A 14,085-nucleotide genomic window follows, 5' to 3' on the forward strand; every position below is an offset into this window, starting at 1 on the left:
TCTACACCTCTTTTTGTCTATTCGAAAATCTCACTAACAGATGAATTCTGATAAATTCTTCTAATCGCTTCTGCAAATAGCTGATCTACGGATACTATATTTATTTTATCAATTTTCTTATTTTCAGGTAATTGAATTGTATCTGTTGTTATCAACTCTTTAATTGATGAATTTTGTATTCTTTCAATAGCTGGTCCTGATAAAACTGGATGGGTACAACAAGCATAAACTTCCTTTGCGCCAAAGTTAATTAGTGCATCGGCAGCTTGTGTAATTGTACCAGCAGTATCAATCATATCGTCAATTAAAATAACATTTTTATCTTTTATATCTCCGATAATATTCATTACCTCTGATACATTTGCCTTAGGACGTCTTTTATCTATTATTGCTATTGGCGCATCTAAGTGGTTAGCAAAGTTTCTTGCTCTTGTTACACTTCCTAAGTCTGGGGAAACAACAACAATATTTTCTATTTGTTTATTTTGAAAATGTGTTGCTAGTATCGGAACTCCTAAAAGATGGTCCACAGGGATATCAAAGTATCCTTGTATTTGTGCTGCATGTAGGTCCATTGCTAATATCCTATCCGCTCCTGCTGTAGTTAATAAATCTGCAACAAGCTTTGCTGTAATCGGATCTCTTGCCTTTGCTTTTCTATCTTGTCTTGCATAACCGTAGTAAGGAAGTACTGCGGTAATTCTTCCTGCAGAAGCCCTTTTTAGTGCATCAATCATAATTAGAAGCTCCATTAAGTTTTCGTTAACTGGAGGGTCTGTTGGTTGAATAACAAAAACATCTGTCCCTCTTACAGTTTCATTTATATTTACATAAACTTCCCCATCACTAAAAGTACCTACCTGAGCATCTCCTAATGGTAAATCTAGTGCTTTGGCTATTTTCTCCGCTAAGGATTTGTTTGCATTTCCGCTAAATATTTTAATTTCGCTACCACTTGTGTTCATTATGTTATTTCCTCCCTTTGTTTTTTCGCTCAACCCAACCGTCTATGTTTTTTTGTTTGCCTCTTTCTATGCCTAAACTTCCAGTCGTAACATCCTTTGTAATTGTTGATCCACTAGCTACGTACCCCGAAGCCTCCACCCTTACTGGTGCCACAAGATTTGAATTGCTTCCAATAAAGGCATTGTCCTCAACTATGGTTTTATATTTATTTTTGCCATCGTAGTTCACAAAAACAACGCCACATCCAATATTTACATTTTCCCCCACCTCTGCATCTCCTATATATGCTAGATGAGAAGCTTTAGAATTATTCCCTATTTTAGCGTTCTTCACTTCTACAAAGTCGCCTATCTTTACATTCTGTCCAATATGTGCTTTAGGACGCAGATACGCATAGGGTCCAATGGTTGTTCCAGACTCTACTCTACTATCAATTATTGTTGAATTTTGTACTTCTACATTATTATCTATTTCAGCATTTTCTATTCTGGAGTTATGCCCTATTATACAGGCTTTGCCTATAACTGTTTCCCCTTTAAGTATCACATTTGGATAGACAATCGTATCTGATCCAATCTGTACTTGTTTTTCAATATATGTATTGCTTGGATCAATAATTGTAACCCCATTATTCATATGATACTCATTGATTCGTTTTCGCATTATTTTTTCTACTTCTGCTAACTGGATTCTTGAATTGACCGCCATAATATCTTCATAGTCATTTATTTTGTAAACGCCTACTTTTTTATTCTCATTTTTTAGAATGGTTAATGTATCTGTTAGATAATACTCTTTTTGTGCATTGTTGTTTTGTAGCAAAGGCAGTGTATGTTTTAACGCTTTTGCATCAAAACAGTAAATGCCAGAATTCACTTCTTTTATTTCTTTTTGTTCATTAGTTGCATCTTTCTCTTCAACTATTCCTTCAAGTTCTTGATTGTTTGTTCTAACAATTCTTCCATATCCAAATGCATTTTGTAACTCTGTAGAAAGAACAGTGGCTGCATTTTTTTGTTTTTTATGAAAGTCTATTATATTTTCTAAAGTGTTTGCAGTTACTAAAGGTCCATCCCCACACAACAGTAGCACGATACCCTCATCATTTATTTGATCAAAAGCCATCTGTACTGCATGGCCTGTTCCCAATTGTTCATGCTGCATCGCAATTTTTACATCTTCGTTTAGTGTTTGCTTCACTTTATCTGCCCCATGACCAATTATTGCTATGCACTCACTTACACCTGCATCTATCGCACTATTTATAACATGATCCAGCATTGTCTCACCACAAACTTTATGTAATACTTTAGGTATGTCTGATTTCATTCGTGTTCCAGCACCGGCAGCTAAAATAATCCCCTGAATTTTCATTTACTCACCGTCCTCAGATCTATTTTTACATTTTGTCCTTATTAGTTTATACTATTTTATAAAATTAATAAACCCTTTCACACTACATTTTGGCTATATGGCGTTTTGATTATCTGCAAAAAATAAAAGAAGCCTACTTATGTAAGGCCTCTTTTATTAAGTACTTATTTTATTCACTCACTGCTTCACTTAGTACTTGATCTTCTAATTGGTTATTCATTGCTTCATAGGCATTAAAAATTGCCTCTTGAATTTTGTTTCTTGTTTCAGATTTAATTGGATGAGCAATGTCTCTGAAGTCTCCTTCACCCATTTTTCTACTCGGCATTGCAATAAAGAGACCACTTTGTCCTTCAATGATTTTTATATCATGTACTACAAATTCATCATCTAAGGTTACAGATACAATTGCCTTCATTTTTCCTTCAGTTGCTACTTTACGAACCCGTACATCTGTTACTTTCATCTGTCTTTCACCACCTTCCAGCTGCAAGTCTTTATGTTTTTGGCTTGGGCAAAAAAATGAAAATTTTCCCTATTATTACTTTATTCTTCATTTGTGTAAATTTTCCTTCTTATATTTTTAAGTTTTCAGAATTTTTTTCATTTTGTACAAGTTGGCTGTTGGGGTACAAATTTATTTTTCCATCACATTCATTTTCTTCATCGAAAATCAGCAGTGGTATATAATCATCTACCATCTTTTGTTCTGGTATTTTGGTAGCTACTAAAACACCTATACCTTCCACATCTGATTCAAACTCTTGCATCATATCGATCATTCCTTTAGCAGTACCTCCACCTCTCATAAAGTCATCTATAATTACAACTTTTGAACCTGGTTTTATTGCCCTTCTTGCTAAAGATAATCTTCTTATCGTCCCAGTAGTAGCAGATGTGTAACTTGTGCTTACTACAGAACCTTCTGTAACTTCACTATTGATTCTTAAAATAACTAGGGGTAAATTTAAGGCTTTAGCAGTCATAATGGCTAAGGGAATTCCTCTAGTTTCAACTGTAACAACATAGTCTAACTTTTTATCCGTAAACTGACTTGCAAATATTTCTCCGATTTTTTGTATAATTGCAGGGTAAAAAAGCACGTCCATCATATACAGAAATCCACCTGGTAGAATTCTATTTTTTTCAATTAACTTTTCACATACTTCATCTAATACTTTCTTATTTTGGTACTGGCTTGTTTGTGGTACATACTTTACACCTCCAGTAGCCCCAGCTACGGTCTTTACCTGTCCAAGCCCTAATTTATTCATAGATTGTTTAACAACGACAATGTCTTCACTAATTGTTGATTTAGCTGCATCAAATCTTTCTGTAAAGTAATTTAATGTGAATAATTTATTTGGATAGTCGGATAAAATTTTAACCATTGCTGCGATCCGTTCATTTCTTTTTAATTTATTCATTCTTTCTAATCCTCCCATCTTATTTGTTCCTTTAAAATATTTACCTATATTATAGCTTATTTAACATAAATAAAAAATAAAAACAATTTTGGTCCTATTTACAATTTATATCCCAGGCTATTTACCTTTATATCTTTAAAATTTACAGACTATTTTATATCTTGTATGCTATAATATTACTTGTTTGTTCATATAATTGTATAACTTGGAAACAATAGTAGCAAATGCTCAATGAAATTAAAGGAGTGACGCAATTGTCTAATTTCGATATTTCGGAACATAAAATTAAGCATATACATCTCATTGGCATTGGTGGTATAAGCATGAGTGCCATTGCTGAAATACTTCTCCATCACGGTTATCAAGTTTCTGGATCAGATTTAACGGACTCTAAAACTACAGTAAGATTAAGAGATAAAGGGGCACAAATTTTTATAGGTCATGAAAAATCCCACGTTCACAGTCCGGATCTTATTGTCTATAACGCAGCTATTAAAGAACATAACCCAGAAAGAGTAGCCGGTATGGAAAAGGGGATTCCTCAAACTACCCGTGCGCAAATGCTTGGTCAGTTAATGAAAAAGTATAATAAATCTATTGCTGTTTCAGGGAGTCATGGTAAAACCACTACTACTTCATTTATTTCTCTTTTAATGGCATATGCAAAGCTTGATCCTACTATTTTAGTGGGCGGTGACTTAAAAGAAATTGGTGGAAACGTAAAAATAGGTAATACAGAACATTTTATTACGGAGGCTTGCGAGTATGTCGAGAGCTTTTTGCAGTTCTTTCCGTTTATCGGTATTATTTTAAATATTGATGTGGACCATTTAGATTATTTTAAAGACTTAGATCATATTAAATCTGCTTTTAATAAATTTGCTCATCAAATTCCAGCAGAAGGCTTCCTAGTCGCAAACTGGGACGACACCAACGTTAAGGACGTAACCGTAGACTTAAACTGTAATTTAATCACTTATAGTATTCACAGCAACTCGGATTTTCAAGCAAGAGATATTGTATTTAATGAAGATGGCCACCCTAGTTTTTATGTTGTCCATTCAAATAAGCAATACGGACCTTTTCAGTTAAGCGTACCGGGTATGCATAATGTTTATAATGCACTAGCAGCAATTACCACTTTATTTACCCTTGGAATTGAGCCTAATGCTTTAGTTGAACCAATTCAAAAGTTTAACGGGATCCAACGTCGTTTTGACTTTATTGGCGAGGTTAATAATATCAAAATTGTTGATGACTATGCCCATCATCCTGTTGAAATAAAAGCAACATTAGAGGCAGCGAAAAACTATTCCCACAATAAATTGTGGTGTGTTTTTCAGCCCCATACCTACAGTAGAACAAAGGCTTTGTTAAATGACTTTTCAACATCTTTCTCTTTAGCTGACCATGTAATTATTACGGATATTTATGCTGCAAGGGAACCGGATACAGGAGAAGTTAGCAGTAAAGACCTTGCTGACCGCATTGTTCCAAATGAAAATGTAGTCTACATTCCTGAATTTGAAACTATCTCAACCTATTTAAGTAAAAATGTACAGCCAGGAGACATGGTTATAACAATGGGTGCTGGCAATGTTTTTGAAATAGGTGAAATGCTTAAATCAAAATTGAATGCTTAATTTATCTTTTAACATAAAAGCACCAGCATTAAAAATAATACTGGTGCTTTTATTCGTTAAAATTTAGCACTAAACCCTAAAACTCTAACATAATCTATAAATGGATCTTCTGTTCCTTGTAACAAACTTTCCTCTTCTTTTAGCAGGGCTATATACTCCACTATTTCTTTAGTAATACGCTCACCTGGAGCCACAACTGGTATGCCCGGTGGATATGCCATAATTGATTCCCCACTTACTTCTCCGGCTGCATCTTCTAATCGTACTTTCTTCTTACTACTGTAATAAGCATCTCTAGGAGAAACAATTACCTCGGGATTTTTTAACACACTACTTTTAAACTGGATTCTCTGCTCTTTTTTATGTTTTAATGCAATGTCTTTTAAGGCATCCACAAGCACTTCAATAGATTGTTCATTATCCCCTACGCTAATAATTGCCATAATATTATAATAATCTGCAATCTCTACCTGGATATTGTACTCATCTATTAAAAGGTCGTATACTTGAAAACCTGTTAACCCTATTTTAGCTACATGCACACTTAGTTTTGTTTCATCAAAAGCATGTACACCAGGCATTCCTACAATTTCTTGACCAAAGGCATATAGCCCTTCTATTTCATTTATTTTTTTTCTTGCTTCTCTTACTAAGTGAAGTGCCTTTGTAAATATTCGCTCACCTTCTGTTGCCAACTGTTTCCTAGCAACATCTATACTTGACATTAACAAGTAGGAGGCACTTGTGGTCTGGGTTAAGTTTAAAGACTTTTTAACAGTAAAAGGATCTATAATTCCCTGTCGTAATAAAAGCAAAGAACTTTGTGTCAACGATCCGCCGGTTTTATGGGTACTAACTGCGCTCATGTCGGCACCAGCTTCCATTGCACTTATAGGAAAATCCTCATGAAATGCCATATGTGCACCATGGGCTTCGTCTACTAAAACTGCCATGCCACTTCTATGCGCGATTTTTACAATCTCTTTCAAGTCTGATGTAGCTCCATAATAGGTTGGATTAATAATAAAAACAGCTTTTGCATCAGGATGCCTTCCAATGGTTTTTTCTAAGCTTTCAATAGTTATCCCCATTGCAATTCCTAATTTTTCATCTATTTCTGGCTGAATATAAATAGGTATTGCACCACTTAGTATAATCCCTGCCACAGCGGATTTATGTGCATTTCTAGGAAGAATAATTTTATCTCCAGGTTGACAAGCACTCATAATCATGGTTTGTACGCCTGATGTTGTACCATTTACTAGTAAATAAGCATTATCAGCGCCAAAGGCGTCTGCTGCCAGTGCCTCAGCCTCTTGAATAACACTAATCGGATTGCATATGTTATCTAAACACTTCATTGCGTTTACATCGATCTCCATTACTTCTTTCCCTACAAATTCAACAAATTCAGGAAGACCTAATCCGTGTTTATGTCCAGGGACATCAAAGGGAACTACATTTCGTTTTCGGTACGCTTTTAAAGCTGTAAAAATTGGTGTTTGGTCATGATTCATAATCGCCATTGCTACTCACCGCCATCTCATCTAAATATATGTTGTTTTGTTATGTGCTGTTATTAATTATTTTATACAGTAGATTAATTAAAAACTATTTTCCTATAAAAATCAATATTTTTATATAATCTTGTCTATAAAAGGGCTTGTAGAAGATTATAAAACAATAATCTTGTCAAAATAGACAAGATTATTGTTTGGAATTTTTTTTATTAAACTTATGCTTCAGTAAATATTTTAATAATTTCTACAATCATCTGTGCATTATCCCGTAGATCCTTTATCTTAATATGCTCTCCTAGTGTATGTGGTTTTTGGGCACCCATTCCTAAATTAACAGATTTTATACCATGACTGTTTAGGATATTGGTATCACTTCCACCACCGGTAGCCTTTGTATAAGCTTCAATATTCATATTTTTAAAAGCTTCTTTCACTTTTGTTACGATCTCTTCATCTTCTTCTATATTAAAAGATGGATATTCTCTACCTACATCTAACTCTACTTCTCCACCTAAGTCTTTAGCTGCCTCGATAAAGGCATCTACCATATGCTTCGTTTGAGTATCTAATTTATCTTCATTTAAACTCCTTGCCTCTGCATTCACTATTACTTCTGGAGTAACAACATTTGTTGCTTCTCCTCCTTTAATTACGCCTACATTAGCAGTTGTTTCTTCATCTATTCTTAAAAGATTCATATTTTCAATGGCTTTTGCTGCAATCATAATTGCACTGACTCCCTTTTCAGGATTTAATCCCGCATGAGCTGGTTCCCCTTTAATTTTTACATTGATTTTGTCTTGTGCTGGTCCCGTAGTTATAATTTCCCCGGGAGAACCAGTGCTGTCAATTACAAATCCATATTTAGCTTCAATTTTGTCTATATCTAAGTTCTTTGCGCCAAATAAGCCGCCTTCTTCCCAAATACTAAATATAACTTCAATATCTGTATGATCTATTTTATTTTCCTTTAGTAACCTTATGGCCTCAAGTACCGATGCAATACCAGCCCTATTGTCTGCTCCTAATACTGTAGTACCATCGCTATAAATCGTATCTTCTTTTATAACTGGTTTTATTCCCTCTCCAGGCTTAACGGTATCCATATGACAACTAAAAAGAATTTTCTCTCCTGACTTATTCCCCTTTAGTCTAGCAATTATATTACCTGTCTCACCACCTACCTTTTCTCCTGCATCATCTATGGTAACTTCTAATCCCAAATCCTTTAATTTTTCCTGTAAAACTTTCGATATTTTCCCTTCTTTGCCTGATAAACCATCAATCTGAACGAGTTCCACAAATTCTTTTACAATTCTCTCTTGATTAACCATTCTTTAACCTCCAAAATATATGTACTTTATCTTTATTTTATATTATGCCCTATTTAATATTAAAAAAACAGGTGCCAATAAAAAGGCACCTGTTTTCATTTTATTGGATCTTATAATGTTACATAAACTCCTGGTCCAATTGGTAACCCAATTATGAACCACACAATAAATAGTAATGCCCATGCAACTAAGAAGAATATTGAGTAAGGAAGCATTGTTGATATAAGTGTTCCGATACCAGTCTTCTTATCATATTTTTGAGCAAATGCAACAATAACTGCAAAGTATGACATTAGTGGTGTAATAATGTTTGTTGTTGAATCACCAATTCTGTATGCTAATTGTGTAAACTCTGGTGAATAACCTAATCTCATTAGCATTGGTACAAAGATCGGTGCCATGATAGCCCATTTTGCAGAAGCACTACCGATAAATAAGTTAATGAATCCGGATACAATGATGAATCCAATTAACATCGGTAATCCTACTAAACCTGTTGCCTCTAAGAAATCTGCACCTTGAACCGCTAATATTGTACCTAAATTCGTCCAGTTAAAGTACTCAACGAATTGTGCCATAACAAAGGCTAGTGCTAAATATCCACCCATAGAAGCCATTGCTTTACCCATAAATCCTGCAACGTCTTTATCATTTTTTACTGTTTTTGCTGCAATACCATAGGCAATACCTGGGATTAAGAATCCTAATGCAATAATTGGTACTAGACCACCCATAAATGGTGTAGATCCAAGAATTTCACCTGCATCATTTCTTAAGATACCGTTTTGTGGCACAACTAGTGCTAAAATAACTGCTGTAAATCCTAATAATGCAATTAATGCCCATACTAATCCTTTTGATTCTTCTTTTGTAATTTGATCTATATTTACTTCTGCATCGCCTTTAAATTCACCTAGACGAGGCTCAACAATTTTTTCTGTAACGAATGTTCCTACAGCCATGATAACAAAGGTTGAAACAATCATAAAGTACCAGTTTGCAGTTGGATCAACGATGTATCCTGGTGTATACATTTGTGCTGCAGATTGACTGATTCCACCTAGTAACGGATCTAATGTACCTATAGCTAAGTTGGCACTGAAACCACCAGACACCCCAGCGAATGCTGCTGCAAGTCCTGCAAGAGGATGTCTTCCAAAACTTAAGAAAATTAATGCCCCAAGTGGTACAAGTACAACGTATCCTGCATCAGATGCAACGTTTGACATGATACCTGCGAAAATAACAACTAATGTAATTAATCTAGCTGGTGTTACAAGAACAAGTTTTCTTAAAGCTGCTTGAATTAATCCTGTACCTTCAGCAACCCCAACCCCTAGCATAGCAACTAATACAGTTCCTAGAGGAGGGAACCCTGTAAAGTTACCTACCGCTTCTGAGAAAATTCTTCTAATACCATCTTTAGTTAATAAACTCACTGCCTCTACAGTTTCTGCTTGCAATTCTCCACTAACAAGTCTTTCAAATTCCACTACCACGCCAGCTCTTGCTGCAATATCAGAAATAATAATAACGATTAAACTTAAAAGAACAAACAGTGTTACTGGATGTGGTAATTTGTTTCCGACGAATTCTATAACGTCAAGAAACTTACTAAATAAGCCACGTTTCTTTTGACTTTCTACTTTAGTACTCATTTTTCTCCCCCTAACTTTTATTTAAAATTATACATTGTCCATGTGCTGTAGAATTAAGTATATACTGCTTGACTAGACTTGTCAAATGATTTTAATAAATAGAAAAAATTTAGAATTTATTAAATAATTCTAAATTTTATTAATTATGTATAACTTGAATGCTTCAATGCCTTATAATTTCAATACTACTCGGTCTTTTAAATTTTTAGTGATTACTGTGTAATTTCTATTCATTTCTAAATACTTCAAATAATTGGTATATATTTTTTTCTATCTTTACTTATATTTTTTTGTTCACACTAGAGACACACTTCCACAACATATGTTTTATAAATATATATTACTACTTTTTTGTTTTTATTACACCTTTATTCTTATACATAATTAAGGCCTTTTCTTTTTCTAAAGAAAAGAAGCTGAGCCATAAACTTTAACCCAGCTTCTTTTAATCTTTTCCTTAGTAATAAGGTCTATAACGACGTCTCCTTCTGCCTAACAGCTCTCTAATAATTAGAATACTAATTAAGTCTCTAAAAATCCCTCTTCCTCCTATTTGCTGCTCATATGGTCTAGACATTTCCATTTCATAAACCCTGTCTGCCATTTCTTCTACAACAGCAGGATCCACCCTTGGATGCATTCTTGGGTCTGTATAAACGTCATAATGTCTACAAACCTCCTGTACACTTGGATAAATCCTCCTATAAATTTCTGGGTACATATCAAGTAATCCACTTCTGTCATCATAAATATCCATATAGTGTCGTGGCAAACCATAATACGGGCTGTATGGATAGTACGGGTAATGATGCATTTATTTCTCCCCCCTTCTTTTTGGTACATATTATGATAGTACTAATAAATTGTTACAAACAATTCACTCATTATCTCCTTAATTAATCATATATTTAATAAGAATGTACTGCTTAATAACAGCTACTCTTTTAAGGGGGATTAAAATTGACAACCTTCTTCCAAAATATACTATATAACTTTTTTATTTCTTTAGGTGTAATGCTAGGCGGCTGTATTTTTGGGGGTGTAGCCGCTACCCTAAATGGTCATCCCCCACTAAAGACGATGTTAGATCTATGTGATAAAATAAAAATATGGGCTGTTATTGTTGCTTTAGGCGGCACTTTTTCTTCAATTAAAATACTTGAAATAAGTATTTTTAACGGTGAGTTACGAGGACTATTTAAGCAGGTTATTTATATTGTAAGTGCGCTATCTGGTGCACAACTAGCATATAAGCTTATATTTTATCTTGAAAGTAGTGGGCGTGTATGAGTAAAAAACGGTTGTTTGTTTTATTTAACATACTACTGTTAGGTTTTTTCTTAGGGCTTTGTGCCATGAATTTATTTCAAATGCACACGATTGATAGGTTATATAGAGTGCAAAATAACTTAACAAACCAACTACTAGACAAAGAAATTCAACTTGAAAAGTTAAATCAAAGTATTGATAATAACAAAAGCTTTGTCGTAAAAAACCTTGAAATTATTGTTGAATATGATGGTAATCCCTTATTTATTGAAGATATTGAATCAGCAGCTAAATTTTATATATCTGACTTAGTCGGAAGAGAAATTATTTCGATAGATGGGGAAATGATTTATAAAATATTTAACAATCGTTTACTTGAAATTGAAGAAAAACAAATAAACTTAACTGTAAAATATATTATTATCACAGAAACCGTTACTATTGGTATAAAAGCCACGGAATAAAATATATTTGTACTAATACATTCTTTTGGGAGTGATTATATGCGTATTTGGGTTTTTAAAAGGCGTCACCTCACTATTGCTATAGTTGCTATTGTAGCTATTCTGCTAATTGCTATATTTTTGGCAACTCGAAGTAAAAGTCAACCAACATACAGTTTTCCAGTTTTTCAACAAGCATTAAATGAATATTCTTTATTATCTACAAAATATTAAAGCGGGGGCAATTGCCCTCGCTTTAATATTTGCTATATGCTTGTAGCTTCAAATGGATATACCACTAGTCCTGTTTTCGGATCAATATGTGCTAACCAATAACCTAATCCATTTTTCCCTTCTTCTCCCTCTATGCATGGATGCCAATATACAAATCCAGTTGTTCCACCATATGGCTGTTCCGCTTTAATACATCTTCCAGGTATTGCATACACAAAATATTTAGCACTTCTCTCCTCGCTGTAACAAATTCCAAATAAATAATGTTGATATAGGTAAATTAACCTATAATAATCAGAAGGATAGAAATACGGACTCTGATATTGATAAGGATTATTCATTATTTCAAGATAGGCTATAAAAGGCATATATGCTCTATAAATGGTTTGTTGATTATTAAATATTTGCCACCATTCATACCCTTCAAAGTTTTTTTCAAAAGGATTAACACAAGGATACAATTTTAAAGTTGATTCAATATAATGCTGAATATGATTCTCTGTTGGGTCATTTTGTGCTTTCTGCTCTCTTTCTAGAGGCTTCACTTTTTCTTCTCTAAGCACCTTAAATTCTTCACTTGGAATCTGCTTGAATTCTTTATCTTCTACTTGTGGTTTTTCCTTTACTATTTCATTTTTATGCGCTTCTTTCTTGGTTGTTTTTTTATCTTCTAACTTTAATGGTATGGTAATATTAGATTCTTTTTCTTTATTGTTTAAATTACTACTTTCATTTTTTTTATCCGATACCTTTGAACCAACATCCAACTTTCTATTTTGGTCAGAAACTTTTTTATCAATATTGAGGTCTTTTTTAATGATCGCATTATTTTTCTCTTGGTTGTTTTTACTAGAAAAGGCTTTACGCCAATCAACTTTATCTTTATGTACATATCCAACTAAAGGTGCCACAATGCTATTATTTTCATCAGATCTTTCAATCAATACTATTATTACATCAAAATCCTCAATAGGTATTTTAGTGCCTCTTACATTTTCAGGGTAAAATTCATATGCCCCTTCTGCCTTGCCACTGGAATCTACTTCCATAGGCCCTAAGTCAACTTTAACTGGTTTCTTTTCTCCATTCGTTTTTAATAAATATATACGATACCGTTCGTTTTTATTGTCTAGTTTTTTTAAGTTTTGACAATGCAATCCTATAGATGCTCTATCATTTTTCACCTCTATTTTTGCATAACCTTTCGCTTTATCATTAGCCGACAAATTATAATTTTCGCTTTCCGTGTCAAGTAAAACAAAATAACGTCTATACAATCGTTTCATAATTTACCCCCTTTTTATGCCTTTATACTTAATATATGATAGGAGGTATAAATAATTTACGATTATTTTGTTTTTTCTACAATACAATTTGTGATTTTCGCAAACTGTTCTATATTTAGTGCTTCTCCTCGTATATTTTCATTAATATGTAGTATATTTAATGTTTCTCTTATCATTTGCTTGTCTAATTTTAGTGCCCCTGTACTTAATGCATTTAACAAGGTCTTTCTTCTCTTTCCAAAAGCATCTCTTACAATTGAAAAGAATAAAGATTCATCTTTCACTTGTACTCGAGGGGCTTCTTTTACATCTAACTTAATAACCGTTGACTCTACTTTAGGTTGAGGTATAAATACAGATGGGGGTACTTTAAATAATATTTTTACATCACAATAATACTGGACAGCTATAGATAACGCACCGTAATTTTTTGTCCCAGGCGCTGCTTGCATTCTTTCTGCGACTTCTTTTTGGATCATAACAACTAAAGAAGACACCGGCGCTTTTTCTTCTAGAAACTTCATTATTATTGGCGTAGTTACATAATAGGGCAAATTCGCCACTACCTTTGGTCTTTCATTTGGAAAATGGGTATCAATCAATTTATGAACATCTACCTTTAATATGTCATCATTAACCACCTTTACATTATTACAACCTGACAGGGTTTTTTCTAAAATAGGTAATAATGTTTTGTCTATTTCTACTGCTACAACTTTTTTTGCCCTTTCAGCCAAATATTGAGTTAAACTCCCTATTCCAGGTCCTATTTCGATCACGGCGTCAGTTTCTGATATCTGTGCACCTTCAATAATATTATTTAAAACATTTCCATCAATTAAAAAATTTTGTCCCAAACTTTTGGAAAACTTAAACTGATACTCAGATACAATTTCTTTTGTTCTTTGAATTGTTGAAATACGTTCCATAT

Annotated in this window: 14 protein-coding genes; 4 read left to right on the forward strand and 10 right to left on the reverse strand. The window is 33.6% G+C overall.

All coding sequences use genetic code 11. The features are described 5' to 3' along the window. Nucleotides 1-17: 17 nt before the first annotated feature. The 4 genes from RH915_RS06775 to purR form a co-directional block, all read right to left on the reverse strand. Nucleotides 18-965, reverse strand: a complete 948-nt coding sequence (locus RH915_RS06775; RefSeq protein ID WP_310478809.1) for a ribose-phosphate diphosphokinase — start codon at nucleotides 963-965, stop codon at nucleotides 18-20. Between the two features lie 4 nt (nucleotides 966-969). After that, the gene (gene glmU / locus RH915_RS06780) at nucleotides 970-2,340 is read right to left on the reverse strand and encodes a bifunctional UDP-N-acetylglucosamine diphosphorylase/glucosamine-1-phosphate N-acetyltransferase GlmU (protein ID WP_310478811.1); all 1,371 of its coding nucleotides are present in this window, start codon (nucleotides 2,338-2,340) and stop codon (nucleotides 970-972) included. A 169-nt stretch (nucleotides 2,341-2,509) separates the two neighbouring features. Next, entirely contained in the window at nucleotides 2,510-2,806 is a 297-nt protein-coding gene (gene spoVG / locus RH915_RS06785) for a septation regulator SpoVG (protein ID WP_310478812.1), read from the reverse strand. Nucleotides 2,807-2,915: 109 nt separating this feature from the next. Continuing rightward, nucleotides 2,916-3,767 (reverse strand): pur operon repressor, encoded by an 852-nt coding sequence (gene purR / locus RH915_RS06790; RefSeq protein WP_310478813.1) that lies wholly within the window; start codon nucleotides 3,765-3,767, stop codon nucleotides 2,916-2,918. A 254-nt stretch (nucleotides 3,768-4,021) separates the two neighbouring features. Between purR and murC the strand changes: the two genes are divergently transcribed. Further along, a complete protein-coding gene (gene murC, locus RH915_RS06795) occupies nucleotides 4,022-5,410 on the forward strand; it encodes a UDP-N-acetylmuramate--L-alanine ligase (protein WP_331618333.1) in 1,389 nt (462 codons plus the stop codon). A gap of 56 nt (nucleotides 5,411-5,466) precedes the next feature. Here the strand turns inward: murC and RH915_RS06800 are convergent, their stop codons facing one another. The 4 genes from RH915_RS06800 to RH915_RS06815 all read right to left on the reverse strand — a co-directional run bounded on the left by RH915_RS06800 (nucleotide 5,467) and on the right by RH915_RS06815 (nucleotide 10,736). Continuing rightward, a complete protein-coding gene (locus RH915_RS06800) occupies nucleotides 5,467-6,936 on the reverse strand; it encodes an aminotransferase class I/II-fold pyridoxal phosphate-dependent enzyme (RefSeq protein ID WP_310478817.1) in 1,470 nt (489 codons plus the stop codon). Between the two features lie 209 nt (nucleotides 6,937-7,145). After that, nucleotides 7,146-8,264: a M20/M25/M40 family metallo-hydrolase gene (locus RH915_RS06805; protein ID WP_310478819.1), complete on the reverse strand. Its 1,119-nt coding sequence runs from the start codon at nucleotides 8,262-8,264 to the stop codon at nucleotides 7,146-7,148. Between the two features lie 110 nt (nucleotides 8,265-8,374). Then, a complete protein-coding gene (locus tag RH915_RS06810; RefSeq protein WP_310478821.1) occupies nucleotides 8,375-9,922 on the reverse strand; it encodes an AbgT family transporter in 1,548 nt (515 codons plus the stop codon). Between the two features lie 457 nt (nucleotides 9,923-10,379). Further along, nucleotides 10,380-10,736, reverse strand: a complete 357-nt coding sequence (locus tag RH915_RS06815; protein WP_310478824.1) for a hypothetical protein — start codon at nucleotides 10,734-10,736, stop codon at nucleotides 10,380-10,382. Nucleotides 10,737-10,882: 146 nt separating this feature from the next. Here RH915_RS06815 and RH915_RS06820 point away from each other — a divergent pair, with 146 nt between their 5' ends. The 3 genes from RH915_RS06820 to RH915_RS06830 are packed head-to-tail and all read left to right on the forward strand — an operon-like array spanning nucleotide 10,883 to nucleotide 11,868. Beyond that, on the forward strand, nucleotides 10,883-11,212 hold the full coding sequence (locus tag RH915_RS06820; RefSeq protein WP_310478826.1) for a YtrH family sporulation protein: 330 nt from the start codon (nucleotides 10,883-10,885) through the stop codon (nucleotides 11,210-11,212). Further along, nucleotides 11,209-11,655, forward strand: a complete 447-nt coding sequence (locus tag RH915_RS06825; protein ID WP_310478828.1) for a hypothetical protein — start codon at nucleotides 11,209-11,211, stop codon at nucleotides 11,653-11,655. Before RH915_RS06820 ends, RH915_RS06825 begins: the two co-directional genes overlap by 4 nt. 39 nt (nucleotides 11,656-11,694) lie before the next feature. Then, nucleotides 11,695-11,868: a hypothetical protein gene (locus tag RH915_RS06830; protein WP_310478829.1), complete on the forward strand. Its 174-nt coding sequence runs from the start codon at nucleotides 11,695-11,697 to the stop codon at nucleotides 11,866-11,868. Nucleotides 11,869-11,900: 32 nt separating this feature from the next. Here RH915_RS06830 and RH915_RS06835 read toward each other — a convergent pair whose 3' ends face one another. Together RH915_RS06835 and rsmA are read right to left on the reverse strand one after the other, a co-directional pair. After that, nucleotides 11,901-13,154 (reverse strand): hypothetical protein, encoded by a 1,254-nt coding sequence (locus tag RH915_RS06835; RefSeq protein WP_310478831.1) that lies wholly within the window; start codon nucleotides 13,152-13,154, stop codon nucleotides 11,901-11,903. Nucleotides 13,155-13,216: 62 nt separating this feature from the next. Beyond that, nucleotides 13,217-14,083 carry a 16S rRNA (adenine(1518)-N(6)/adenine(1519)-N(6))-dimethyltransferase RsmA gene (gene rsmA, locus RH915_RS06840; protein WP_310478832.1) on the reverse strand — a complete coding sequence of 289 codons (867 nt, stop codon included), beginning with the start codon at nucleotides 14,081-14,083 and terminating at the stop codon, nucleotides 13,217-13,219. Nucleotides 14,084-14,085: the final 2 nt, after the last annotated feature.

The sequence above is a fragment of the Serpentinicella sp. ANB-PHB4 genome (genome assembly GCF_031432315.1).
Taxonomy (GTDB): Bacteria; Bacillota; Clostridia; order Peptostreptococcales; family Natronincolaceae; genus Serpentinicella.